Consider the following 24,517-nt stretch of genomic DNA (forward strand, 5'->3'; position numbering starts at 1 on the left):
CACCGGCGGCATGCCGGGGATCGGACGGCCCGTCCCCCGCATGCCGCCGGGTGATCACACGATCGTCGCACCTACGGGCTGCGCCGCCCCGGCGGTCGTCATTTCACGGATCCGGCCATCGCTCCCTGGACGAAGAACCGCTGGAAGCAGAGGAAGACCACGACAGGGACCAGGAGCGACAGGAACGCACCGGGCGCGAGGATGTCCATGTTGCTGCCGAACTGCCGCATCTGGGACTGCAGGTAGACGGTCAGCGGCTGCGAGTCGTTGCCGGCGAAGATCAGCGCGACCAGCATGTCGTTCCAGACCCACAGGAATTGGAAGATGCACAGCGAGGCGACGGCCGGGGCTGCGAGCGGCAGGGCGAGGGTGCGGAAGATCCGCCACTCCCCGCAGCCGTCCATCCGTGCCGCTTCCAGAATCTCCGCGGGGATCTCCAGGAAGTGGTTGCGCATCAGGAACACCGCGAACGGGAGTCCGTAGCCGACGTGGAACAGCACCACGCCGGGGATGGTGCCGAACAGCCCGACGGCGCCCTCCAGTCTGGCGACCGGGATGAGGCCGACCTGGACCGGTACGACCAGCAGCCCGACCACGCCGAGGAAGATGCCGTCCCGGCCGGGGAAGCGCAGCCAGGCGAAGGCGTACCCGGCCCCCGCCGCGAGGGCGACCGTCAGCAGCGTCGCCGGGACGCTGATGAGCACGGTGTTCCACAGCGCCTTGGGTACGTCCCCGCCGCCGAGCAGCGCGGTGTAGTTCTGCAGGGTGAGCTGGGCGGGCCGGGTCAGCGCCGTCCACCAGCCGCCGGTCGCGCCGAGCTGCTTGGGCCGCAGCGAGGAGACCAGCAGGCCGACCGTGGGCACCAGCCAGGCCACGGCCGCGACGATCAGCACGACCTGCACGAGGCCGCTGCTCGTCAGGGAGACCAGTCGGGTGGTGAGCCGTACGGCGGGCCGACCGGTGGGCGCGGGGGCGGAGGCGGTGGCGGCCGGGGCCGCCTGGGTGGTGGTCATGCGCGGCTCCCTCGGAAGCGTCGGACGTTGAGGAGCATCACCGGGACGACCAGGAGCAGGAGCAGGACGCTGAGTGCGCTGCCGAGGCCCTGGTCGTTGCCGCCGCCGAAGGAGACCAGGTAGAGCCGGAGGGCCAGCACGCCGGCGTCCTGCTGCACCGGCCCGGGCGCGATGATGTAGACGAGGTCGAAGATCTTCATCACGTTGATGACCATGGTGATGAACACGACGCCGAGGACCGGGGCGAGTTGGGGAACGGTGATGCGGCGGAAGATCTGCCACTCGCCGGCGCCGTCGATCCGGGCCGCCTCGATGGTCTCGCGGGGCAGGTTGGCCAGGCCGCCGGCGATGATGACCATCGCGAAGCCGGCCCAGATCCAGATGTAGGCACCGATGATGGCAGGGGTGACGAGGGCGGGCCCGAGCCAGTCGACTCCGCGGTAGGGAGCGGCGAAGTCGGCTGCCGGCAGGACCAGCGTGGTCGTGGCGGACGGGGCCGCCGCGAACCGGAAGGTGCCGTCGTCGGCCGTGGTCGTGGTGGCGATCGTCCTTCCACCGTCCCGGAGTTGGACCTCGATGCCGGGCAAGCCCTGCTTTCCGGGGCCCAGTTGTCCGGGGTGGCCGCCACCGCCCGGGACGAAGTCCAGGAACACCGTGCCGCTGACCCCGTCACCGGCGTCCGGCCGGCGGGCCGTCCGGGCGCCGGCCGGGAGCGTGTCGGGCTGCACGCCGACCAGCGGCAGCAGCACGACGTGCGTGGCAGCCGGCGCCGTGACGTCGCCGCTCCCGACCCGGTCGAGGCCGACGCCGGGGCGCGGCCGGGCACCCGGGTAGGACGGCTGGTCGTCGAAGGTGTCGTGGACCGCGACCGCGGCGGCGTTGAGCACGCCGCGGTGCGGGTCCGCGTCGTACACCGTGCGGAAGATGATGCCGGCGGCGAGGAAGGAGATCGCCATCGGCATGAAGACGAGCAGCTTGAACGCGGTGGCCCAGCGGACCTTTTCGGTGAGCACCGCGAACACCAGGCCGACCGCGGTCACCAGCGCCGGGGCGACGGCGACCCAGATCGCGTTGTTGCGCGCGGCGGTGAGGGTGGCGTGGTCGGTGAAGGCGGCGCCGTAGTTGTCGAGCCCGACGAAGCGGTGGCCGGAGGCGTCGAAGAGGCTTCGCGCCACCGAGTAGCCGATGGGGTAGACGACGAGGGCGCCGAGCAGCAGCAGGGCGGGCAGGACCAGGAGCAGGGCGAGGCCCCGGTGGCGCCGGAGCGCGCCACCGGAGGCCTGGCCCCTGCGGGGTGAGCGCAGAGACATGGCGGATCAGCCCTTGTAGGCCTTGGCCGCGTCCGCTTCGAGCTTCGCCGCGGCGCCCCGGACGTCGGAGGGGTCGGCGATGAAGTCCTGGAGGTCCTTCCACTCACCCTGGCCCGCGGTGCCGCCGAACGCGGCGGGCGCCTGGTCCGACATGTCGAAGCGGAACGTGTCGCCGGCGTCGATCACGGACTTGGCGAACTGCCGGGTGGTGTCGTCCGGGTAGACGGAGAGGTCGACCGCCCTGTTCGGCGAGATGAACCCGCCGGCCTTGGCCCAGACAGCAGCGGCCTCGGGGCCGGCCAGGAACTCGACGAACTTCTGCGCGGCCTCGGCGTGCTTGGCGCCCTTGAGGACGACCGCGGCGTCGCCCGCACCCATCACCGGGGCCTTGCCCCCGTCCACGGCGGGGAAGGGGAAGACCTTGGCGTCGGTGCCGATCTGCTTCTTCAGCTCGGCGGCGATGACGCCGCCCACGAAGTCACCCTCGTAGGTCATGGCGGCCTTGGGCTGCGCACCGAAGACCTGCTGGACGGAGGTGGGGAAGTCGGTCTGCAGCGCGCCCTGTCCGCCGCCCGCGACGAGCTGCTGGTCGCCGAAGACCTTGCCGAGAGTGGTGAGGGCCTTGATCACGGACGGATCGGTCCACGGGATCTCGTGCCGGGTGAGCTTGTCGTAGAGCTCGGGCCCGGCCTGGGAGAGGTAGACGTTCTCGAACCAGTCGGTCAGGGTCCAGCCGGCCTGGCCGCCGACCGCGAAGGCCGGGGTGCCGGAGTCGGAGAGCGTCCGGCCGGTCCTGAGCAGGTCGTCGAAGGTCGTCGGGGGCTGGACACCGGCGTTCTGGAAGGCGGTGGGGTTGTACCAGACGGTCGACTTGTCGGCGGCCTTGAAGTAGAGGCCGTACTGGGTGCCGCCGACGGTGCCGAGGCTCGACCAGACGCCGGCGTAGTTCTTCTTCGCGGCGTCGGTGACGGCCGGGGAGAGCGGCGCCAGCCAGCCCTTGTCGGCGAACTGCTTGATCACGCCGGGCTGGGCGACCATGACCACGTCCATCGGGTCGCCGCCCTCGATCTTGCTGCCGACCACGGTGGAGAGGTTGTCGCCGGTGGAGGTGTAGCTGACGGTGGCGCCGGTCTTCTCGGTGAAGGCCTCCAGCACCTTCTTGAAGTTCTCCTGCTCGGTGCCGCTCCACACGGCGGCGACGGTCAGGTTCTGTCCCTTCAGTTCCTGGGTGGCGGACGCGTCCGCGCTGCTGCCGCTGCTTGCGCAGGCGGTTGCGGTGGTGCCCAGGACGACGGCGGCGGCCAGGGCAGGGAGGGTGCGGCGGAGTCTCATCGTCGGGTCTTCCTTCGTGAGGTGGGTGGGGGGCAGGGTGGTTGGTCGTCAGATGCGCTCGGCGGCGGTGGGTCCGATCCACCAGGCGGCCGTGGCGGGCGGCAGGACGCCCTCACCGCACGGGCCGCTGGAGAGCAGGGGCGGACCGGCGACCGGCGCCGGCGCGGGGGTGTCGCCGAAGTTGACGGCGCACACCAGGCCCTCGCCGCGGACGAAGGCGAGGACCCCGGGCGGAGTCTCCAGCCATCGCAGCGTGCCCTCGCCGAGCTGCGGGAGTTCACGACGCAGCTGCAGGGCGGTGCGGTACAGGTGGTACACGGATCCGGCGTCGGAGCGCTGCCGCTCGGCGGTGTGGGCGGCGAAGGAGGCCGGCTGCGGCAGCCAGGGGGCCGTCGGGCTGCCGTGCGGGCTGAATCCGTACGGGGCCTCGGTGCCCGACCAGGGCAGCGGTATCCGGCAGCCGTCGCGAATGCCGGTGCGGCTCCCGGTGCGCCTGAAGATCGGGTCGGTGATCAACCCGTCCGGCAGGTCGAGGACTTCGGGCAGCCCGAGCTCCTCCCCCTGGTAGATGTAGGCGGCTCCGGGCAGGGCCAGCATCAGCAGGGCGGCGGCCGCGGCCCGGGCGGGGCCGGAGGCGGGGTCCTCCCCCGCGAACCGGCTCACCGTACGGACCTGGTCGTGGTTGTTGAGCACCCAGGTGACCGTCGACCCGGTGGCGGCGATGTCCCGCACCGCGTCGTCGATGACCCGGTGGAAGTGCGCGAGGTCCCACGGCGCGTGCAGCAGATGAAAGAAGAAGGCCTGGTGGAGCTCGTCTGGGCGCACGTACAGCGCCTGCTCCGCCGGTGTGGGCACGGAGGCCTCGCCGACCAGCAGCCGCTGGTGGCCGTCACGGGCGGTGTACTCCTCGCAGATCGCGCGCCACCGGCGCCAGATCCCGTGCACCTCGGGCTGGTTCCAGGCCAGCGGGTTGACCGAGTCACGGGTGCGCTCGTCGACGTCCGGATCGGCCGAGTCCGGCAGCTCGGGGTGCTTGAACAGCCCGGCCGCGACGTCGATCCGGAAGCCGTCCACGCCGCGGTCCAGCCAGAACCGCAGCACCTCCTCGAAGTGGGCGGCGACGTCGGGATTGCGCCAGTTGAAGTCCGGCTGCTCCGGGGTGAACAGGTGCAGGTACCACTGGCCGGGCCGGCCGTCGGCCTCGGTGACGCGGCTCCAGGCCGGGCCACCGAACATGGCCCGCCAGTTGTTGGGCGGGAGTTCGCCGGCCTCGCCACGTCCGTCGGCGAAGTGGAACCGCGCCCGCTCCGGGCTGCCGGGGCCGTTGGCCAGGGCCTTCCGGAACCACGGATGCTCGCTGGAGCAGTGGTTGGGGACGACGTCCAGGACCAGCTTGAGGCCGAGCAGCCGGCAGTCCGTCACCAGGCGGTCGAACTCGGCGAGGTCGCCGTAGACGGGGTCGACGGCGCAGTGGTCGGCGATGTCGTAGCCGTGGTCGTGCTGGGGCGACACGTAGAACGGGTTGAGCCAGACGCCGTCGGCGCCCAACTGCCGTACGTGGTGCAGCTGTTCCCGGACACCGGCGAGGTCGCCGACACCGTCGCCGTCGGTGTCGCGGAAGCTGCGCACGTAGACCTGGTAGATCACGGCGTCGCGCCACCAGGCGCGGGCGAGGGGGCTGTGTGACCGGGCGCGCGGAAGGGTGACCACGTCGCCGTCGGGAAGGGTGGGGGTGGGCATCTGGCTACTCCAACGGTTATGCATTCGCGTTAGGTATAGCAGGCAGACACGACCGCTGTTAAGCCCTTGTTCCAGGGAGTTTTCCAGGCGCTACGCGCTAAGGTGCCCGAACGGGCATAGATACATGTTAGGTACTCGCCGGTAAGGGCGGCGAACCCCGGCTCGGCGTCGGCTCAGCCGACGAGGGCGCGCAGGTCGGCAGCCAGCCGCGGCAGCGCCGCCTCAGCGGTCCGGCGCCCCGACACGACCTCGAACGCCGCCTCGCTGAACGCGAGGCTCAACTGCTGGTACTGCGGAACGCCGGGCCTCGCCCCGGCCGCCAGGATCGCCGTGCGCAGCACGGGGAGGTACGGGAACCGGGCCGTCAGCTCCGGGTCCTCGTAGAGGTCCGCCCAGACCGGCGGCAGCCCGCCGTCGGCCAGCACGCGGTACTGCGCCCGACGGCTCGTCAGGTAGCCGATCAGCGCCCGCGCGGTGCGCTGCCGCAGGGAGAACCGGCTGACCGCCAGCCCCGAGCCGCCCAGGACGCCGCTGCCGGGCCCGTGCGGCCCGGGCAGCGGCACCACACCGAAGCGTCCCGCCACCGGCGAACCGGCCTCGCCGACCGCGTGGTAGACGTACGGCCAGTTCCGCAGGAAGAGCAGGCCGCCCCGGCCGAACGCCGCGCGGGACTCCTCCTCCTGGTAGCCGAGCACCTCGGGCGGGATCCAGCCCTCGCGCACGCCGCCGGCCAGGAACTCCAGCCCGGCCCGGGCCTGCGGGCTGTCCACGACCACCGATCCGTCGCCGGCCAGCAGGTCCCCGCCCGCCGAGCGGATCGCCTCCAGTGCATTGACGGCGAGGCCCTCGTACGGGCTGAGCTGCCCGGCGTACCCGGACAGGCCGTGCGCGGGCGCCAGCGTCCGTGCCTGCCGCGCCAGCTCGGCCCACGTGGTGGGCGGCTGCTCGCCGGCCGCCTCCAGCACGTCACTGCGGTAGTACAGCAGAGCCGCGTTGGCCACGAACGGCACCACGTACAGCCGCCCGCCGTAGCGGCCGGTCCGCACGACCGGCGGCAGGAAGCTGCCCAGCGCGAAGCCCGACTCGTCCAGTGGCACGGTCCACCGCTTGGCCGCGAACTCGGCCGTCCACACCACGTCGAGGTTGAGCACGTCGAACCGGCTGCCGCCGGTCGACAGCTCCCCGGCCAGCTGCGCGTGCACCTCGTCCGCGGCCTCGGGGAGCTCGACCAGCTCGGCCGGCTGGTCCGGGTGCTCGGCGTTCCAGTCGGCCAGCAGCCCGCGCAGGTAGCGCGTGGTGTCCCGGCCGGTGGCCAGCGTGACCGGCCCGACGCCGTCCGGGTCGCCGGAGGCGTGCGAGCGCCCGGCCAGGCCGTACCAGGTGGACGCTCCCCCGGCCGCGAGCACCGCCGCCCCACCCACCAGCGCGCGCGTCACGCGCCGGCGGCCCGGGTCGTGCCCGGGGGGCGGCCGGTCTTCCATGGGGCTCCTTCGGTCCGCCGGAGCGGGTGGGCGCCGACGCACGTCCCTTTATACGGTCTCCCTGCTGGTCGGTGCCCACCTGCCCGTACTGTGTGACCGAGGTGTAATCAGCGAAGAGGAAGAGGTGACGCCCGGTGCGCCATCAGCTGCTGGCGCTGCTGGCCCGGCAGCCCGCCTACGGGTACCAGCTCAAGCAGGGGCTTGAGCAGACCTTCGGCGCGGCGTACCCTCAGCCGAACATCGGCCAGATCTACGTGACCCTGAGCCGACTGGAGAAGTCCGGTCTGATCCGCGGCACCGAGGTGACCCAGGAGGGCAAGCCGGACAAGAAGGTCTACGAGATCACGGAGAAGGGCACCGAGGAGCTCGCCGGCTGGTTCGAGGCGCCCACCGAAGGGCCGCGGGTCAGGGACGAGTTCTTCATGAAGCTCATCCTGGCCGAGGACACCGACCTCGCCGACCGGCTGACGCTGATCAACAACCAGCGCCGGCACTGCATCAACATGATGCGGGGACTCAACAAACTGGCCGCCACCGAGCGCGGCAACCGGACCTCGCTGCTGCTGATCGAGGGAGCCGTCCTGCACCTGCAGGCCGACCTCGACTGGCTGGAGCGTTGCCAGGAGGAGCTCATTTGACCGGCTCGGAGCCGACGCCGCCACCGCTGCTGGCCGCTGACGACCTGGTGCGTTCGCACCTGAGCGGATCGACCCTGATACCCGCGGTCCGTGGTGTCAGTCTGCGGATCGACCGGGGTGAGTTCGTCGCCGTCACCGGCCCCTCCGGCGCCGGCAAGACCACTCTGCTGCACCTCCTCGGCGGACTGCTGCGGCCCGACGAGGGCGAGTTGAGGCTCGACGGCCGCCGGGTCGACCGACTCCGGGAGGCCGCCTGGGCCCGCCTGCGCCGCCGCCGCTACGGCATCGTCTTCCAGAGCGGCAACCTGCTCTCCGACTTCTCCGTCGCCGACAACATCGAACTGACGGCGGTGCTCGCCGGGATGTCCACCCGGACGGCCCGCGAACGCCGCCAGGAACTCCTGGCGGACCTCGGCCTCGCGCACAAGGCCACCGCCGGGCCCGGGGAGCTGTCCGGCGGCGAGCGCCAGCGGGTCGCCCTGGCCCGCGCGCTGGTGAACCGGCCCGAGCTGCTCCTCGCCGACGAGCCGACCGGAAACCTCGACAGCCGCAGCACCCGCGACGTCCTCGCGCTGCTCAGCCGCTACCACGAGCAGGGCACCACCATCGTGCTGGTCACCCACGACGCCCGGGCGGCCAGCACCGCCGACCGGGTCGTCAGCCTCTTCGACGGCCGGATCGCCGACGACGCCCGGGTGGAGGAACCCCCGGCCGCCTGGCGCAGCGCCACCGGGATCCGCGACGTCATCGACTTCGGCGGGTGACCCGGTGCGCGCCCTCCTCCGCTGGATCCGGGCCGACCTGCGCTCGCACCGCCTCCACGCCCTGCTGATCGTCCTCGCCACCGGCGGCACCGCCGCCGCCCTCCTGCTGGCCGGCAGCCTGCTCGGCGCCGCCGCCGACCCGTGGCAGCGGGAGTTCCGCGCCGCCGGGTCGCCCGACGTCCGGATCGACCTGCGCCCGTCCGCGGCGGCCGCGGGCGGCAGCGACGAACCGTCGGCCGAACTGCTCGCCCGCGAACCCGGAGTGGTCGCGGTCTCACCGCCCCAGCACACGGCCGAGACCACCCTGGTCGGCCGGCGCCCCGACGGAGCGCCCACCGCGGGGGGCACCGACCGCACCACGCTCGTGCTGCGCGCCGACACCCCGGGCGCGGCCCGCCCGCTGCTCCGCTCCGGCGCCTGGCTCGACCCCGCCGACGTCCACGGCATCGTCCTCGAGCAGTCCGCGGCCGACGCCGTCTGGGCCCACCCCGGCGACCGCCTGACCGTGCTCGACAGCCACGGCGCCCCCGTCGAACTCCGGGTCCTCGGCATCGCCGACAGTCCCGACCAGCTGCCCAGCCAGGCCGCGGGCTACGACCTCGGCTGGACCCTCCCCGCCACCCTCGACCTCGTCCAGCCCGACCCGGCCGCACGCGGCCTCACCCTCGGCCTGCACCTGGCCCACCCCTCCGACGCCGCGTACACGGCCCAGCGCGTGGTCAGCGTCCTCGGGCCCGAGCGGGTCTCCCGGATCACGACCTGGCTGGACGCACGGGCCGCCCGGCAGCAGGACAACCGGCTCGCCGGGCTGCTCCTCGGCCTCAGCGGCCTGGCCGCCCTGCTCGCCGCCGCCCTCGCGGTGGCCGGCACGGCCGGCGCCCGGATCAAGGCCAGGACGGGCGACATCGCCCTCCTCAAGGCCATCGGCTTCACCGCCGCCCAGGTCGCCTGGATGTTCATCACCGAACAGCTCCTGCTGGCCGTCACCGGAGTCCTGCTCGGCGCCGGCGGCGCCGCGATCGCCGCCCGCGCCGTCCCGGCCCCGGGCGGCGGCACCGACGCCCTCCATCAGCTCGTCCCCGGCGGAACCGCGGCCACCGGCGCCGTCATGGCCGCCGCGCTCGTGGCGATCGGGGCCGCAGCCGCCCTACCCGCCCTGCGAGCCGCCCGGGTCGCCCCCGTCCCCCCGACCGACGGCACCCGGCCGCCCGCCATGGCGGCCCGGCCGGTCCGGCTCGGCCTGGTCCGACGGCTGCCGCCCACCCTCGTGCTCGGGCTCGGCGGGGTGCTGCGCCGACGCTCGGGCCTCGCCGGGAGCGCCGTCCGGCTGACCGTCCCGGTCGTCGCCGCCACCCTGGCCCTGAGCACCTGGTCGACGCTCGACGCCGTCACCCGTCCCGACGGCGGGGTCACGGTGCCGTCCGTCACCGCCCGCCGAACCACCCCCGCGCCGTCGGGCGGGGACGCACAGCTCACCGGTGCCCTGGCCGCCGACCCCGCCGTGCGGGGTGTCTACCCGGGATCCGAGATCCAGGCCCTGGCGCCCGGCCAGTCCGCGACGCTCACCCTGCGGGCCGTCGGCACCACCGACGCGCCATACCCGTTCAGCGTCGTCGAGGGCCGGGCGATCCGCGCCACCGACGAGGCCGTCGCCGGACAGGGCGCCCTCGACCTGCTCGGCGCCCGGGTCGGCCAGTGGGTCCGGATCACCACCGGCGGCACCCCCCGCATCCTGCACATCGTCGGACGCGACCTCGAACCCGAACACGGCGGCCGCGTCCTGTCCACCGGCTTCGACACCCTCGACCGCCCCGGCGACCCCACCGGCCCGGACTTCTGGCAGCTGGCCCTGTGCCCCGGCCACGATCCGGCCGAGGTCCAGCGCGACCTCCCCACCCGCGCCGGTCTCACCGGCCAGGTGGAACTCCGCCTCCCGACCGGCCCGGTCACCCGGCCCGGCGCCCTGCGGGCCAGTGTCGTCGGCCTCCTGCTCCTGCTCGCCCTCATCGGCCTGGTCGACCTGCTGACCATGGCCGCGGCCGGCTTCCACGAACGTCGCCGCGACATCGGGCTGCTCAGGGCGATCGGCCTGACCCCGGGCCAGTCCGCCGTCGTGCTGGCCGTCCGCGGGACGGCCATCGCCCTTGCCGCGGTCGCCGTCGGCTCGGCCGTCGGCATCCCCCTGGTCCGCCGGCTCATCGACCGCCAGGGCCACCTGGGCGGCATCGGCGCGGGCATCGCCCGAGCCCCGTCCGCCTGGACATTCCTCGCCATGGCCGCGACCTGTGCCACGGTGGCAGCCGTACTCTGCGCGCTCCCGGTGCTGCGCGTCCCGCCGCCCACCCGGGGCCCGGACGGCGCCGGCCGGTAGCCCGGCGTGGCCCTCGACGGCGACGCCGGGGACCTTGGTGCACCGACGAGCGCGTACGTGCCGTCCACGTCGGTCTCGCCGCACCGGTGGACTGCTGGACACCCGCGCCCGGCCCGCCGGCCACCGGAGGTCCGGCGGCCCGGCGGGTCCAGGGGTCAGGCGTCGAAGGCGGCCAGGATGCCGTCCCACAGGGCAACGCGGGCGGCGAGCGCCCCGCGGACCGTCGCGGCGCACTCCTCCCAGCGCTGCGGGTCGTCGCCGCACAGGTCGATCAGCATCTGCATCGCCATCGGCGTGTGCTGCTCGCCGTCCACCTCGATGTGCCGGGCCAGGTAGTCCTTGAACACCGTCAACCGGCCGCCGCCGTCCTCGATCCGGACCACCTGCTCGAACATCTCCGGGATGAGGTCCTCGCGCCCGAAGGCGAAGGCGGCGGCCTGGCAGTGCACCGGCGCGTTCTCGATGATGTCCCAGGTCACCGCGACGAACTCGGCCGCCGCGGACGGAACCTCGGCCGCCTTGGCGGCCTCGGTCGCCGAGGTGCCGCGGCCGAGGAGGCCGAGGAAGGCCTCGACCACCGCCGTGTCCGCGCCGGCCCGGGCCATCCCGTCCACGTAGAGCTCGAAGTGGCTGATATAGCCCTCGCCGAGTTCGTCGCTCTCCTCGACCAGGACGATCTCGTTGATCAGTCGTCTGCTCGCGGTCGGACCGGTCGGCACCCACGGCAGCTCCACGCAGGTCAGCTGCCGCTGCAGGCACTTGAGCAGTGACATGAAGTCCCAGACCGCGAAGACATGGTGCTCCTGGAAGGCCCGGACCCGCTCGATGGAGTTGATCTCCCGGTAGATCGGGTGGCCGACCACCTCTCGGCGCACCGGCTCGATGGCCTCGCGCAGGGCGGTGAGCCCGGGGTGCGAGCGGTCCCAGTGGTAACGGTCAGAACTCATGGGGTCTCCATGGCATGGGTTCGCGGAGCTTGCGTGACGAAGATGCGGTGATCATGTGTTCGACACCGCGCACCAGGCTACGCGCGGCGCGCCGCGGATCCGAGACCTCTGCCTCCACTTCTTTCCGCGACCGACTGGTGACGATTCGTCATCTCTCCAGCCGAGGGCCCCGCTTGCGCGATGGCACGGTCGGGTCGATCGGGCTCCCGGTGCTCAGGAGAGCTCCTGCGGGGTGTCCGGCGCTGCGGGGTCGATCGGGAGGCGGACCTGGAAGCGGGTGTCGCCCGGGGCCGACTCCAGTCGCAGATCGCCGCCGTGCCGGTTGACGATGATGCGCCAGGAGATGTCCAGACCGAGACCGGTCCCCTCACCGACAGGTTTGGTACTGAAGAACGGGTCGAAGACCCGACTCTGTACGTCGGCGGGCACACCGGGCCCGGTGTCGCGGACTTCGACCAGCACCTGGTCCCCGTCCCGTGCGGTGCGTACGGTGAGGGTGCCGCCGGCGCCGGTGCTGCGGATGGCCCAGGCGGCATTGTCGATCAGGTTCGTCCAGACCTGGTTCAGCTCGGCGGGGTAGCCGGGGATGTTGGGCAAGGTGCGGTCGTAGTCGCGCACGACGGTGATGCTCGGGCCGATCTTCGCGGAGAGCAGCAGCAGCGTGCTGTCCAGCAGCTCGTTCACATCGGCATTCCGGTACGGGGCCCGGTCGAGCTGTGTGTACTGCTTCGCCGCACCGACGAGTGCGGAGACGCGGTGCGCGGCGTCCTCGATCTCGTTGATCAGGAGTTCGCCCTGGACCGTGCAGCTCAGCCAGTTCAGTGCCTTTCCGAGCAGGTCTTCGGGCATCGCTCCGGCGATCCGCTCCAGCCAGTCGAGGTCCAGACCCGCCTCGACGAGGACCGGCGCCAACTCCCAACCGTCGCCGACGCCGTGCTCCTCCAGCCAGCCGCCGATCTCGTCCTCGCGGTCCGAGGCCTCCAGCGGATTGAGCACCGAGGCCTGCCCCATCCGGCCGAGCGTCATGTCCTGCAGTTCCCTCAGATGTGCCAGATCCCCGCGTCGGTCCGGCTCGGCCGCGAGTCGCGCGAATTCGCGGCGCATCCGGGCGAGGAGTTCCCGCAGGGCCGAGGTGGCGCGCACGGCGGCAGCCGCGGGGTTGTTGAGCTCGTGGGTGAGCCCGGCTGTCACCGACCCGAGGGCGAGCAGCCTCTCCCTCTGGCCCACCGCCTCCTGGGTGCTCTTGAATCCGAAGAACAGACCCTCCAGCAGGTGGACGGCCATCGGGAACCAACTGCGCATGATCTCCGCGAACGCTTCCGCGGGCAGCACGAAGAACCTGGACCGCTCGGTCACCCGGAGCGAGTTGTTGTAGACCTGCGGCACCTGGTCGCCGAGGTAGGCCTGGAATGCCCCGGCGTACACGCCGGGCTGGGATGTGCGGCTGACGTCCACCTGCTGGCCACCGACGCTGCGCGAGAGGACCACGGTGCCCCGGAACAGCACGAAGAGGCTCGTCGCGGGATCGCCCTCCCGGTACACGGGGCCCGGGTCGAACCATTCGGCGTGGCCGTCCCGGCACAGCTGGGTGAGCTGGTCGGGAGTGAGCTTTTCGAACAGGAACAGCGTCCGCAGCTCCTGCTCGTCGCACTTCTCCCGGGCGGTGGTCATGACTGCTCCAGGTACCGGTGCGCGAGCATGACGGCCATGGCGCCTTCGCCGACCGCGGAGGCGACCCGCTTGGCGGACTCCGCGCGCACGTCTCCGGCCGCGAAGACCCCCGGCACGTTGGTCTCGAGGTGGTAGGGGGGCCGATCCAGCGGCCAGCCGGCAGGGGGGCGCCCGTCGGTGGTCAGGTCGGGGCCGGTCAGCACGAAGCCCCGCGGGTCCCTCAGCACCGTGCCGTCCAGCCAGTCGGTCAGCGGTGCCGCGCCGATGAAGACGTACATCCACTGCGCGTCGACGGTCTCGGAGCTGCCGGTCACGCGGTTGCGCAGGGTCAGCCCTTCCAGGTGTTCCTTGCCGTGGGCAGCCTCGACGACCGTGTCCGTGAGCACCGTGATGGTGGGGGCGTCCTGGACCCGCTGGAGCAGGTAGTAGGACATCGAGGTGGCCAGCTTCGGCGCCCGCACCAGCAGGGTGACCTTCCGGGCGGTGCGGGAGAGGAACATCGCGGCCTGGCCGGCGGAGTTCGCACCGCCGACGATGTGCACCTCCTGCCCCTGGCAGGCGGCCGCCTCGGTCAGGGCCGAGCCGTAGTAGACCCCGCGCCCGGTCAGTCCGGCCGCCCCTGGCACGTCCAGTTGCCGGTAGGACACACCGGTCGCGAGGATCACGGTGTGCGCCGAGACGGCGGAGCCGTCGGAGAAACGCAGCACACGGGCCGCCCCCTTCACGTCCAGGCCGGTGACCGTGCACGCCGTGAGCAGTTCCGCGCCGAACTTCGTGGCTTGGCGGCGCGCCCGGTCGGTGAGCTGCGCGCCGGACACGCCGTCGGGGAAGCCCAGGTAGTTCTCGATGCGGGAGCTCTGGCCCGCCTGCCCGCCGGTTGCCTCGCGTTCCACGAGGACGGTGCGCAGACCCTCCGAGGCCCCGTAGACGGCCGCGGCGAGGCCTGCGGGGCCACCGCCGACGACGACCAGGTCGTAGAAGTCGGCCTCGGGGGTGGTCGACAGCCCTACGTGGTCGGCCAGGTCCCGCTCGGCGGGCTCGACGAGGGCGGTGCCGTCCGGCGTCACCACCAGCGGCAGCCGCAGACCGTCCTGCCCTGCGGCGGCCAGCAGACGTCTGCCCTCCGGTTCCTCGCTGGAGTACCAGCGGTACGGCACCTGGTTGCGGGCGAGGAACTCCCGGATCCGGGAGGAACGGGCCGACCAGCGGTGGCCGACGACCTTGGTGACGTCCACGGCGCGGGCGGCGCCGGCCCGCCACGTCTCCAGCAGGTCGTCCACCACCGGGTAGAGCTTCTCCTCGGGCGGCTCCCACGGCTTGAGCAGGTAGTGGTCGAGATCGACGACGTTGATGGCGTCGATCGCGGCGTTGGTGTCGGCGTAGGCGGTGAGCAGGATCCGTCGGGCCGCCGGGAACAGATCGAGCGCCGCTTCGAGGAATTCGATGCCGTTCATCTGCGGCATCCGGTAATCGGCCAGGATCACCGCGACCGGCGTGCCCCGCAGCTTCAGCACACGGAGCGCCTCGAGCGCCGCGGCGCCGGACTCCGCGCGGACCACCCGGTAGTCCTCCCCGTAGCGGCGGCGCAGGTCGCGGGCGACGGCCCGGGAGACTGCAGGATCGTCGTCCACGGTCAGAATCACGGTCCGCGCCTCATCGGTGGCCTCTGCCATGGTTCACCACCCAGGACTGTCGCAGGGCCGGAGGGGGAGCACCTTTCCAGTCTGGTCGCCTGCACGCGGAGCGGCCCGCCGTCGCGTCGTCGCCGTGTGTTCGCGAACGGGCACGGTCGGTGTGACCGACGACCGTCTCCACGGGGCGGCGGACACAGCCGCCCGAGCTGTCCAGCGGCCCTGCGCGGAGAGACGATGGAGGGCACCGGAACGGAAGGCGAGGTCGAGCGACAGGACCGGAGCGGACGAGGCCGCCGGTATCGGCGGCAGGCAGGAGGAAGGCCGGGAATGAGCGCCTCCGAGGCGGGCCGGCCCCTGGTCGGCACGGTACGGGCTGCCGCCTCCGAACCCGGGGGCCTGCTGGACCTGCTGGGTGTGGCCGCAGCGGTGTTGGACGCGGACGGGCGGGTCGCCCTGTGGAGCCCGCAGGCTCAGGATCTCTTCGGCTGGAGCGCCGAGGAGGCGCTCGGCCGGTACGCGGCCGAGCTGCTGGTCGCCGACGAGAACCGGGGCCTGATCCTCGAGCTGTTCGCCGAGGTGATGAGTGGCGGCGGGCGCTGGGCGGGGGTGTTCCCGGTGCTGCACAAGGACGGCAGCACCCGGCTGGTGGAGTTCCGCAACATGCGGTTGCAGGACGAGCGCGGCCGCCTCTATGCCTTGGGGATCGCCACCGACGAGGCCACGCTACGCAGCGTCGAGCGGGATCTGGCCCTGTCGGCGCGGCTGGTGGCCCAGTCCCCGATCGGGCTGGCGGTGCTGGACACCGACCTGAGGTACGTCCTGGTCAACCCCACACTGGAGCGCATCAACGGCCTGCCGGCCGAGCAGCACCTCGGTCGCGAAGTCCGCGAGGCGCTGCCGTTCCTCGACACCGGGGTCGTCGAGTCCGCGATGCGCCAGGTACTGGCAAGCGGCAAGCCGCTGGTGGATCAGTCCACGGTCGGCCGCACACGTGCCGATCCGGACAGCGACCACGCCTGGCGGGCGTCGTACTTCCGGCTGGAGGACTCGGCCGGACGGGTGATCGGCCTGGCTGTCTCCGTGGTGGACGTGACCGAGCAGCACCGCGCGGCCGCCGAGGCCGCCCGCGCCCGACAGAGACTGGCACTGGTCGCCCAGGCGTCCATCAGGATCGGCACCACCCTCGACCTCGGCCGGACCGCCCAGGAACTGGCCGGCTTCGTCGTCCCCGGCCTCGCCGACGTCGCTGCGGTCGACGTTCTCGACTCGGTCCTGAGCGGACGCGCGCCCACCCACGGGCCGGTCGCGGGGCCGGTGACCCTGCGCGCCCTGGCCGTGGCGGCGGCCTACCCCTCCGACGCCCTGCGCGCCGCCGACCCGGTCGGGGAGATCGCCAAGTACGACGCCGACCGCCTGGTCACCCGGTGCGTGACCACCGGCCGTCCGGTGCTCGTGGCCGATGTGACGGACGAGGATCTGCCCGGCATCGCCCGGGACGGCGAGGCCGCAGCCGTGCTGGCCCGAGCAGGCCTGCGCTCCTACCTGGCGGTGCCGCTGATCGCCCGCGGCGAGGTGCTCGGCGCCCTGGACCTCAAGCGCCTGCGCGATCCGTTGCCGTTCGGCGAGGACGACATCGTGCTGGCCGAGGAACTCGCCGCCCGCGCCGCCGTCTGCATCGACAACGCCCGCTGGTACCAGAGCCAACGCAACACGGCCCTGACCCTGCAGCGCCACCTGCTGCCGCACGTGCCCACCCGGCCGGTCGGTCTCCAGATCGCCTCCCGGTACCAGCCCGCGGGACGCACCGCGCTGGCCGGCGGTGACTGGTTCGACGCCATCGCGCTGGCCGGCGACAAGACCGCCCTGGTCGTCGGCGACGTGATGGGCCATGACATCAACGCCGCCGCCAGGATGGGCCAGTTGCGCACCGCCACCCGTACCCTGGCCGATCTCGACCTCGACCCCGCTCAGGTGCTGCACCACCTCGACCGCGTCACCGCCGAGCTCGGCGAGACCACCGCCACCTGCGTCTATGTCGTCCACGACCCGCACGCCAGGCAGTGCCGCATCGCGCTGGCCGGCCATCCGCCGCCCGTCCTGGACCGCCCCGGTCGGGCCCCGACGCTCCTGGAGCTGCCCCCGGGCGCGCCGCTGGGTGTCGGAGGCGTCCCGTTCGAGTCCACCTGCCTGGAGCTGGCACCCGGCGACCGGCTGCTCCTCTACACCGATGGCCTGGTGGAGACCCGTGACCAGGCCATCGACACGCGCCTCGATGCCCTCATGAGCCTGCTCCGCGGGCCGAGGCTCTCGCTGGAAGCGACCTGCGACCGTCTGCTGACCGCACTGCGGCGGGCGGACGACGACGAGGACGACGTGGCCCTGCTCATCGCCGAGGTCGACGCGGCGCCGGGTCCGGTCGGCCACCCGGCGTGAGTGCTGCGACCGCCGAACCGAGGGGCCGAGACGAACTCGTCGAGGTAGCGGATCGACGCGATCATGATGGTGCGCTCGGTGTCCGCGCCGAACGAGATGTGGTGGGCGTTCGCGTCGAACCTGCCGTCCCGAGCGGCGCGACGCCCCTGGACACACCCGTTCGCTTCGGGTGGTGTGCGGGCGGGATGCCAGGGTGGTCAACTCGGCCTGTCGGAGTTCGACCGGTGTCAAGGGAGTGCGGCATGGCGATCGTGGCGGTTTTCGAGCTGTCGGGGATGACCGAGGCTCAGTACGACAAGAGCGCGGAGATGGTTGCGGGCCGTCCGGGACCGGTCACGAGCCCGCAGGACTGGCCGGTGCCGGGGCTCATCTCGCACACCGCCGCGCCCACGGCGGACGGCTGGCTCGTCGTGGATGTGTGGGAGTCGGAGGAGGCGTTCCGGCAGTTCGGCGAGGTCATCGTCCCGATTCTGAACGAACTGGGGGTTCAGAACGCGCAGCCGAGGATCTACCCGGTTCACGTCGTGGTGACCCGATAGCCCGCCGAATCCGCGCAGGTCTTGTGGTCGCGACAGCCCCGCCGGGCCCGCTGGACGCTGACCCCTCCCAGGGCTGCGGGGCTGCCGCCGGCAGAGCGGGCTCGACCCGTGGGCCAGGGCAGGGCGAGCCTCCGAGGACGGCGGGGCGATCGGTTCTACTGTGCGCCTCATGGGAGAACGCGCGCACTCGACCCGCCTTGAGCGCATCCTCGGCGTTCGGCTTTCGGAGGATGCGGTGCGCCAGTGGCCGCAGAGCGGCGAAATCATCCGGGGGAGATCACGGATCGCCGAGGTGGAGTCCCACTTCGTCGGGCTGAGACTCGGGGTGGGGAGGCGGCGTGCCTTCGGCGACACCGTCGTCGTCGAGTGGAGCACCGACTACGGCGACGGCCGGGTGTACCGGAACGTCTCAATCGCCGAGCTCGTCGCCGGAATGGCGGTCCGGGTGACCGACTACTGGGGCGAGCCGTTCACCCCACCCCCGTGGCGGCAGACGCTGGCAGAAGACCTCGAGATGCCCGCCGACGGCACCTGGCCCGCCGCCGAAGCCCTCACCCAGGACTGAGCCGCCGGCGCCATTCGTCGGCGAGCAGCCCACGCTCCGCCTCGCGCTCCGCGCCCGGTGAGCAGCGATCAGGTCGCGGTAGCAGGCGTAGAAGGCTGGTCAGCGGGTGATCGAGATCGCGAAGGGGACGAATCCGCTGGAGCGGATGACGTGGGGTACGAAGAGGATCGCGGCCTCCGTTGCGCGGGCGGTCCGGATTCCGCCGAGGTCGGTGATCCATTCGTGGTGCCAGCCGAGGTCGGTGAGGAGTTCGCGGACGGTCTGCTTGGCCCCGAGGTCCTCGCCGGAGAGGAACACGGTGGGCGTCCGGGTGAGCATGGCCGGATTGGTCATCACCGGGAAGAGCATGGTGTTGAGGGTCTTGACGACGTGTGTTTCGGGGAGTGCTTCCTGGAGTTGCTCGGCGAGGCTCGACCCGGGGTAGAGCAGGTCGGCGGGCAGGCCGTCCGGTCCGTCGGTGGTGGCGTTGGACACGTCGACGAGGAGGGTGCCGCGCAATTCGTCGCGCAGGGCGGCGAGTCGTTCCAGGGAGCCGGCGCCCGGGGTGGCGTTGATGACGATCCGGGCGCGTCGGGCGGCGTCGGCGGCGGCGCCCGGGGTGCGGTCCGCGACGGTCACCTCGTGCCCTGCGCGGGTGAGGGCGGCGGCCAGGTTGCCGCCGACGCGGCCGTTTCCGAGTACGGCGATCGTGGTCATGAGGGTGTGGCCCCTTGTCGTGTGTGCGTGCGGGTGGGGTGGTGTTCGGTCAGCGTGCGAGGGTGGCGACGGCCTGGGCGTGGACGCCGGGTGCGGCGGCCAGGAAGCCGGCGCTCTGCGGGGTCCAGGGGCGGCCCTCGTGGTCGGAGATCCGTCCGCCGGCCTCGGTGACGAGGAGCGCGCCGGGCAGCAGGTCCGCGCGGGCGCCGGCGAACTGCCAGAAAGCGTCGAGCCGGCCGGCGGCCACGTTCAGCAGGTGGAGGGTCGCGGGCACGGCGACGCGGACGACGAGTGCGTCGAGGAGCATCTCGGTGATTGAGGCTCCGACGCGCCGGACGACGTCCTCGTCCTCGTCGGGCCGGGCCTGGCTGGTGGCCACGACGCTCAGGCCGAGCTCCGCGGTCCGGGAGACGTGCAGGGGCCGGCCGTCGAGGTGGGCGCCCGCGCCGGTGAGCGCGGTGTAGGTCTGGTCGGTCAGCGGCAGGTGGACCGCGGTGAGCACCGGCTGGTTGTCGCGTACGAGGGTGGCGGTCACTGCCCATTCGGGCAGGCCGTGCAGGTGGTTGACGTTGCCCTCGGCCGGATCCACGACCCACCACTCGCCGGGCGGCAGCGCCCCGCCGTCCAGCTCGTCCTCCACCCAGCCGGCGTCCGGGCGCAGGCTCGTGAGGCGGGGGCGCAGGATGCCGAGGGCCGTGTCGTCGTTGGCGGCGAGCGCGCTCATCAGCTCTTCGCGGGTCCGGTAGGGGACCACCTCGCCGTACCGCTCGCGCAGTGCCGAACCGGCCTCACGCACGGCGGCTGCGGTCCGCTCGAGCAGGTCGGCGTCCAAGGCGGTGACGTCAGTGGCCTGAAGCGTTTCGAACATGGGGGAACTCCCGTCTGAGCAAGGGGTGTTGAAGAGGATTCGGGCCAGGACGCGCGTTCCGTCCGGCGCCGTGATGACGACGCTATCCACCCCCTCCGTTAACATCAAATGCATGTCAAGAACTGCTGGGATTACTCCCATGCAATTGGATTTGAATCTGCTCACCGCGCTCGACGCGCTGCTGGAGGAGGGCAGCGTGGCCGGGGCGGCCGCACGACTGCACGTCACCGCCCCCGCGATGAGTCGGAGTCTGGGCCGGATCCGGCGCACGACCGGGGACCAGATCCTGGTGCGCACCGGCCGCACCATGACCCCGACGCCCTATGCGATCGCCGTCCGGGAGCAGGTGCACGAGCTGCTGCACCAGGTCCGGGGCGTGCTGGCACCGAGCCGTGAACTCGATCCGGCAACGCTGGAACGCACCTTCACACTCCGCTGGCACGATTCCCTGGTCGCCCTCAGCGGCCCCGCGCTGCTCGCGGCCGTACGCGGACAGGCGCCGGGCGTGCGACTGCGCTTCGTCGCGGAATCGAGCACCGACACCCCCGAACTGCGACGCGGCGAGGTCGATCTGGAGGCGAACGCCAACCGCCCGAGCGCACCCGACATCCGCGCCGAGCACGTGGGCGAGACCCGCCTCGTCGCCGTCGTGCGGCAGGGACACCCCCTCACCCGCGCCCGAACCGTCACCGCGCAGCAGTACGCCGCCGCCGAACACGTCACCGTCTCGCGACGCGGAAACCTCAGCAACGCCGTCGACGACGCCCTCACCCGGCTCGGCCTCACCCGCCGGGTGGTGGCGGCCGCCCCCACCGAAGCAGCCGCGCTGGAGTTCGCGCGCGGCACCGACCTTCTGATCACCGTCCCCGAAATCACCACCCGCACCGCGGCCGCCGGGCTCGGCCTGGCCGTGCTCCCCCTGCCGCTCGAACTCCCCCCGGCACCGGTGTACCTGTCATGGCACCAGCGCTACGACACCGACCACGCCCACGCCTGGCTGCGCGCGCTGGCGCGAACCGCACTGGCCACCTGCGGGGCGTCGTAGCCGACGCCGTACGGCCGCTTCACCGGGATACGTCCGACCGGCCCCCGTCCGACCGGGCCCGTCCGGTCGGCCCCCGTCCCGCTCGGGTTGGAATCAGGTCCGAGCGGACGGTCCCGGGTGGGCAGCCTCGATGCCGCCCAGGATGAGGTCGATGCCGGCCAGGAACTGCTCCCGATCGTCATGCTCGGGCAACTGCGCCGCCACCCGGTGCACGAACGGGTACCGAGCGGGGTCGAGCTGAGCCCACTGCTGGGCGATCTCGCCCAGGAAGGCCGTCCGATCGGTCCTGTGCGCGAGCAGGCGGGCGTTGGCGGCGTTCTGTCCGGCGACGCCGCGGACATGGATCACCAGCGTGGACGTGGCGTCGAACTGCGCCTCCTCGGGCACACCGAGTTCCTCCAGCCGGCTGCCGAAACCCTCGAAGATCTGCGGAATCGCGGCCAGCCACGGCGCGCGGGAGAGCTGGGTGCCGACCCAGGGGTGTACGTCGATCGCGTCGAAGAGCCCGAGCGCGAGGGCCCGGATCGCCTCCCGCGGACGCGCGCCTTGGGCCAGGTCCGCCATGACTCGGGCGATCACGTCGTTGGTGGCCGCCGCCAGCAGGTCGTCCTTGTTGGCGACGTGCCAGTAGATCGCCCCGCTTCCGGTGGCCAGGCGGGCCGCGAGCGCGCGGCCTCACCCTCGCACGCGTGCTGCACATCCACGGCATACCCGCCACCGTCCACGAGGCCGACCCCTCCCCCGAGGCCCGCGCCCAGGGCGGCCAGCTCGACATCCACCAGGGCGGCGACGCCGCCCGGGTGCTCGACCAGCACGGCGCGCTGCTGTTGGACGTCCCCTCCGACGGCACCGCGGTACGCCCCGAGGTGCTCCGCGGCGACCTCCGCCGGATCCTGCTCGACTCCCTGCCCGAGGGGACGGTGCGCTGGGGCAGCAAGGTCACCGGCGTCCGGCCGCTCGGCGGCGGCCGGCACGAGCTGACCTTCACCGACGGCTCGACCGAGACCAGCGCCATCCTGGTCGGAGCGGACGGCGCCTGGTCCAGGGTCCGGCCCCTGCTCTCCGACGCCCGGCCCGTCTACACCGGCACGACCTTCGTCGAGACCTACCTGCACGACGTCGACGAGCGGCACCCCGCGACGGCCGCGCTGGTCGGCCGGGGCGCCATGTACGCACTCGCCCCCGGCAAGGGGATCGTCGCCCACCGTGAGGCGGGTGGCATCCTCCACACCTACGTCGAGCTGAACCGTTCGGAAGAGTGGATCGCCGCCACGGACTTCACCGACACCGCGGCCGCGACCGCCCGGGTCGCGGCCGAGTTCGACGGCTGGGCGCCGCACCTCACCGCGCTGATCACCGACGGCGAGACCGCCCCGGTGGCACGCATGATCCACACCCTCCCGAACGGACACCGCTGGGACCGGGTGCCTGGCGTGACGCTGCTCGGCGACGCCGCGCACCTGATGCCGCCGTCCGGCGACGGCGCCAACCTGGCGATGTTCGACGGTGCCGAACTCGGCAAGGCCATCGCCCAGCACCCCGACGACGTCGAAGCGGCGCTCGCCGCCTATGAGAAGGAGCTCTTCCCGCGCAGCGAGGCCTTCTACGCGGACGCCCACGAGATTCTCGACCTCTGCCTCGGCGAGCGCGCACCGCAGAGCTTGGTCGACTTCTTCAGCGGGCACCCGGGGGAACACGACGAGGCGGTGGCGCAGTCCTGAAGGTGACCGCCGCGTGCGGACGACCGGGTGCGGCCGGGCTCGTCCTCACCAGATGAACCGGTCAGAGTCCGGCGCGAAGGCCGCCGTCGGCCGGAGGACGACCATCGCTGACGGCGGCTGTCCGGGCACCGGCCCGGTCATCCCGCACCGGATGCGGGGACGGTGGCGACGGGAGTCTCAGTCCTTTCGGCGGGAGCGGGCCATCCTGATGAGCACCACGACACCGACCAGTACCAGCAGGCCGACTCCGATGATGAGGAGCGGTGCGGGGACGGCGTCGGGGCCGGGCGAGGGGGCGATGTCAGCGAGCGGCACGGGAGGTCCTTTCAACAGCACTGCCGCCCGGGGCCATCCCCAGGACGAGCATCAGCAGAACGGGGAATTCGAGGTAAGCGTGGTAGCTCGCCACGGCCGCGTAGAGCGCCTTGCCCTGCGCGTAGTCGGTCGCGAACAGCACGGCGAGCGCGGCGCCGACGGCGCAGCCGAGCAGCCAGGCGCGAGGACCGCGCAGCAGCGGTACCCGTCGGTCGAAGGCGGCGGCGGCGTCGGGCGCGTAGCGCGGGAGGAACCAGATCCACACGACGTAGTGCATGGTCTGGAGGAAGGCGAACACCGCAACGAAGCGCAGCCCCGCCGAGGTGTGCAGCCAGGCGGGCGGTGTGTAGGCGGTGGCCAGCCGGTCGGTCGTGGCCGTACCGGCTGCGAACCAGCCGTCCAGTGCGCCGGAGAGCAGCAGGGCCGGAATCGCCAGCACCCAGGCGCACTGCACCGCGAGGAACACCGTCCGGCCGCGCGGCAGCGCGCGCGACCACTCCCAGAGGAAGAGCAGCGGGACCAGGTTGTGCAGGTGTGTCAGCACCACGAAGTGGTACGCCGGGAATTCCAGGGAGACCGAGGCGGCCCCGACCAGGACGGTCGTCGCGGCGGCGAGCAGCAGTGGGCGAGGACGGAGCGAGTACAGACAGGCCGTGGCCAGTACCCCGTAGGTCAGCAGGATCTCCGCGGCTCGCGGCCCGGGAGCGGGCGGCAGCAGTCGGCAGAGCACGATTCCGCTGATCAGCAGGAGCAGCAAAGCCAGGAACCGGCCGGTCAGGATCCGCTCGAACCGGCCCGAGACGTACCGCAGTTCCAGGACGTTGTGCAGGATGCCGAAGGTCGCGAGGCCCAGCACGGCCAGCCCGGCCGGTGCCCGCAACGCCGTGACCAGCGCCAGGCCGGCAGCCGTGCCGAACCCCGCCAGCGGCAGGGCGCCGCCCGCCGTCCGGCCGACCGGCAGCGCAGCTGTCGTCACGTCACTCCTTCTCCCTGCCCCGTGGCACGATGCACACCGTGCCCTATCCGCTGGCCTTCGCGCTCACCCTGCTCGTCGAGCTGCCGCTGTACACCGTGGCGCTCACCGCCCTCGGCCGGGTACCTGCCAGGCTCGCCCTGGCTGCCGGTACGGCGGCCAACTGTGCGACGCACCCGCTGCTCTGGTGGTTCCTCAACCGCTTCGCCGCCGCGGCCCCGGCAGCCTACTGGACGGCGTTCGCCCTTGCGGAGGCCGTGGTCTGCCTGGTGGAGGCGGTGCTGGTGCGGGCCCTGGTGGGGCCGACGCGGCTGGCTCCGGTCCCGGCCCTCACGACCGCGCTGACCGCCAACGCGGCCTCGGTCCTGGCCGGGTTGCTGCTCACGGCGCGATGACGGCATCACCGGAAGCCCCCTGGGAGCGCCACCCCTTGGGACATCCCGTCCACCTAGAGCTCGAAG

22 protein-coding genes and 1 pseudogene are annotated in these 24,517 nt (G+C 72.6%); 10 read left to right on the forward strand and 13 right to left on the reverse strand.

What is annotated here, in order from left to right; genetic code table 11:
• Positions 1-98: 98 nt before the first annotated feature.
• From FHR36_RS22495 to FHR36_RS22515, 5 genes are all read right to left on the reverse strand, one after another.
• Complete coding sequence (locus tag FHR36_RS22495) at positions 99-1,013, reverse strand: carbohydrate ABC transporter permease (protein WP_253799970.1); 915 nt, start codon at positions 1,011-1,013, stop codon at positions 99-101.
• Positions 1,010-2,323: a carbohydrate ABC transporter permease gene (locus tag FHR36_RS22500; RefSeq protein WP_253799971.1), complete on the reverse strand. Its 1,314-nt coding sequence runs from the start codon at positions 2,321-2,323 to the stop codon at positions 1,010-1,012. The genes FHR36_RS22495 and FHR36_RS22500 overlap by 4 nt, the downstream gene beginning before the upstream one ends.
• A gap of 6 nt (positions 2,324-2,329) precedes the next feature.
• Positions 2,330-3,655, reverse strand: a complete 1,326-nt coding sequence (locus FHR36_RS22505) for an ABC transporter substrate-binding protein (RefSeq protein ID WP_253799972.1) — start codon at positions 3,653-3,655, stop codon at positions 2,330-2,332.
• A 48-nt stretch (positions 3,656-3,703) separates the two neighbouring features.
• A complete protein-coding gene (locus tag FHR36_RS22510) occupies positions 3,704-5,395 on the reverse strand; it encodes a glycoside hydrolase family 13 protein (RefSeq protein ID WP_253799973.1) in 1,692 nt (563 codons plus the stop codon).
• Positions 5,396-5,568: 173 nt separating this feature from the next.
• A complete protein-coding gene (locus FHR36_RS22515) occupies positions 5,569-6,876 on the reverse strand; it encodes an ABC transporter substrate-binding protein (RefSeq protein ID WP_253799974.1) in 1,308 nt (435 codons plus the stop codon).
• A gap of 134 nt (positions 6,877-7,010) precedes the next feature.
• On the opposite strand from FHR36_RS22515, the gene FHR36_RS22520 reads away from it, so the two are divergent.
• Genes FHR36_RS22520 through FHR36_RS40005 form a run of 3 tightly spaced genes read left to right on the forward strand, consistent with a single transcriptional unit; the run spans position 7,011 to position 10,649 of the window.
• Positions 7,011-7,514 carry a PadR family transcriptional regulator gene (locus FHR36_RS22520; RefSeq protein WP_253799975.1) on the forward strand — a complete coding sequence of 168 codons (504 nt, stop codon included), beginning with the start codon at positions 7,011-7,013 and terminating at the stop codon, positions 7,512-7,514.
• The gene (locus FHR36_RS22525; RefSeq protein ID WP_253799976.1) at positions 7,511-8,278 is read left to right on the forward strand and encodes an ABC transporter ATP-binding protein; all 768 of its coding nucleotides are present in this window, start codon (positions 7,511-7,513) and stop codon (positions 8,276-8,278) included. The genes FHR36_RS22520 and FHR36_RS22525 overlap by 4 nt, the downstream gene beginning before the upstream one ends.
• Before the next feature lie 4 nt (positions 8,279-8,282).
• Positions 8,283-10,649 (forward strand): FtsX-like permease family protein, encoded by a 2,367-nt coding sequence (locus FHR36_RS40005; protein WP_253799977.1) that lies wholly within the window; start codon positions 8,283-8,285, stop codon positions 10,647-10,649.
• 155 nt (positions 10,650-10,804) lie between these two features.
• Here the strand turns inward: FHR36_RS40005 and FHR36_RS22535 are convergent, their stop codons facing one another.
• The 3 genes from FHR36_RS22535 to FHR36_RS22545 form a co-directional block, all read right to left on the reverse strand.
• The gene (locus FHR36_RS22535; protein ID WP_253799978.1) at positions 10,805-11,596 is read right to left on the reverse strand and encodes a DUF3050 domain-containing protein; all 792 of its coding nucleotides are present in this window, start codon (positions 11,594-11,596) and stop codon (positions 10,805-10,807) included.
• Positions 11,597-11,809: 213 nt separating this feature from the next.
• On the reverse strand, positions 11,810-13,267 hold the full coding sequence (locus FHR36_RS22540; RefSeq protein ID WP_253799979.1) for an ATP-binding protein: 1,458 nt from the start codon (positions 13,265-13,267) through the stop codon (positions 11,810-11,812).
• Positions 13,264-14,940: an NAD(P)/FAD-dependent oxidoreductase gene (locus FHR36_RS22545; protein ID WP_253799980.1), complete on the reverse strand. Its 1,677-nt coding sequence runs from the start codon at positions 14,938-14,940 to the stop codon at positions 13,264-13,266. Before FHR36_RS22545 ends, FHR36_RS22540 begins: the two co-directional genes overlap by 4 nt.
• Before the next feature lie 288 nt (positions 14,941-15,228).
• Between FHR36_RS22545 and FHR36_RS22550 the strand changes: the two genes are divergently transcribed.
• The 3 genes from FHR36_RS22550 to FHR36_RS22560 all read left to right on the forward strand — a co-directional run bounded on the left by FHR36_RS22550 (position 15,229) and on the right by FHR36_RS22560 (position 18,438).
• The gene (locus FHR36_RS22550; RefSeq protein WP_253799981.1) at positions 15,229-17,334 is read left to right on the forward strand and encodes a SpoIIE family protein phosphatase; all 2,106 of its coding nucleotides are present in this window, start codon (positions 15,229-15,231) and stop codon (positions 17,332-17,334) included.
• Between the two features lie 242 nt (positions 17,335-17,576).
• On the forward strand, positions 17,577-17,873 hold the full coding sequence (locus tag FHR36_RS22555) for a hypothetical protein (RefSeq protein WP_253799982.1): 297 nt from the start codon (positions 17,577-17,579) through the stop codon (positions 17,871-17,873).
• A 169-nt stretch (positions 17,874-18,042) separates the two neighbouring features.
• Entirely contained in the window at positions 18,043-18,438 is a 396-nt protein-coding gene (locus FHR36_RS22560) for a nuclear transport factor 2-like protein (protein ID WP_253799983.1), read from the forward strand.
• Positions 18,439-18,537: 99 nt separating this feature from the next.
• On the opposite strand, the gene FHR36_RS22565 is transcribed toward FHR36_RS22560, so the two are convergent.
• A complete protein-coding gene (locus tag FHR36_RS22565; RefSeq protein WP_253799984.1) occupies positions 18,538-19,134 on the reverse strand; it encodes an NADPH-dependent F420 reductase in 597 nt (198 codons plus the stop codon).
• Positions 19,135-19,183: 49 nt separating this feature from the next.
• The gene (locus tag FHR36_RS22570; RefSeq protein WP_253799985.1) at positions 19,184-20,002 is read right to left on the reverse strand and encodes a 3'(2'),5'-bisphosphate nucleotidase CysQ; all 819 of its coding nucleotides are present in this window, start codon (positions 20,000-20,002) and stop codon (positions 19,184-19,186) included.
• A gap of 139 nt (positions 20,003-20,141) precedes the next feature.
• On the opposite strand from FHR36_RS22570, the gene FHR36_RS22575 reads away from it, so the two are divergent.
• Complete coding sequence (locus FHR36_RS22575) at positions 20,142-21,047, forward strand: LysR family transcriptional regulator (RefSeq protein ID WP_253799986.1); 906 nt, start codon at positions 20,142-20,144, stop codon at positions 21,045-21,047.
• 93 nt (positions 21,048-21,140) lie between these two features.
• On the opposite strand, the gene FHR36_RS22580 is transcribed toward FHR36_RS22575, so the two are convergent.
• Positions 21,141-21,611, reverse strand: a complete 471-nt coding sequence (locus FHR36_RS22580) for a TetR/AcrR family transcriptional regulator C-terminal domain-containing protein (protein WP_253799987.1) — start codon at positions 21,609-21,611, stop codon at positions 21,141-21,143.
• A 125-nt stretch (positions 21,612-21,736) separates the two neighbouring features.
• Between FHR36_RS22580 and FHR36_RS22585 the strand changes: the two genes are divergently transcribed.
• On the forward strand, positions 21,737-22,768 hold the full coding sequence (locus FHR36_RS22585; RefSeq protein ID WP_253799988.1) for an FAD-dependent oxidoreductase: 1,032 nt from the start codon (positions 21,737-21,739) through the stop codon (positions 22,766-22,768).
• Positions 22,769-22,832: 64 nt separating this feature from the next.
• Positions 22,833-22,964, forward strand: a pseudogene (locus tag FHR36_RS22590) (IS5/IS1182 family transposase); the annotation flags it as partial.
• On the opposite strand, the gene FHR36_RS22595 reads toward FHR36_RS22590, so the two are convergent.
• Together FHR36_RS22595 and FHR36_RS22600 are read right to left on the reverse strand one after the other, a co-directional pair.
• Positions 22,946-23,083, reverse strand: coding sequence for a hypothetical protein (locus FHR36_RS22595; protein ID WP_253799989.1), 138 nt, complete (start codon positions 23,081-23,083; stop codon positions 22,946-22,948). The pseudogene FHR36_RS22590 and the gene FHR36_RS22595 overlap by 19 nt on opposite strands.
• Positions 23,070-24,059 carry a hypothetical protein gene (locus FHR36_RS22600; RefSeq protein ID WP_253799990.1) on the reverse strand — a complete coding sequence of 330 codons (990 nt, stop codon included), beginning with the start codon at positions 24,057-24,059 and terminating at the stop codon, positions 23,070-23,072. Before FHR36_RS22600 ends, FHR36_RS22595 begins: the two co-directional genes overlap by 14 nt.
• A gap of 38 nt (positions 24,060-24,097) precedes the next feature.
• Between FHR36_RS22600 and FHR36_RS22605 the strand changes: the two genes are divergently transcribed.
• Positions 24,098-24,451 carry a hypothetical protein gene (locus FHR36_RS22605; protein WP_253799991.1) on the forward strand — a complete coding sequence of 118 codons (354 nt, stop codon included), beginning with the start codon at positions 24,098-24,100 and terminating at the stop codon, positions 24,449-24,451.
• Positions 24,452-24,517 lie beyond the last annotated feature (66 nt).

Source organism: Kitasatospora cinereorecta (assembly GCF_024172095.1).
Taxonomy (GTDB): domain Bacteria; phylum Actinomycetota; class Actinomycetes; order Streptomycetales; family Streptomycetaceae; genus Kitasatospora; species Kitasatospora cinereorecta.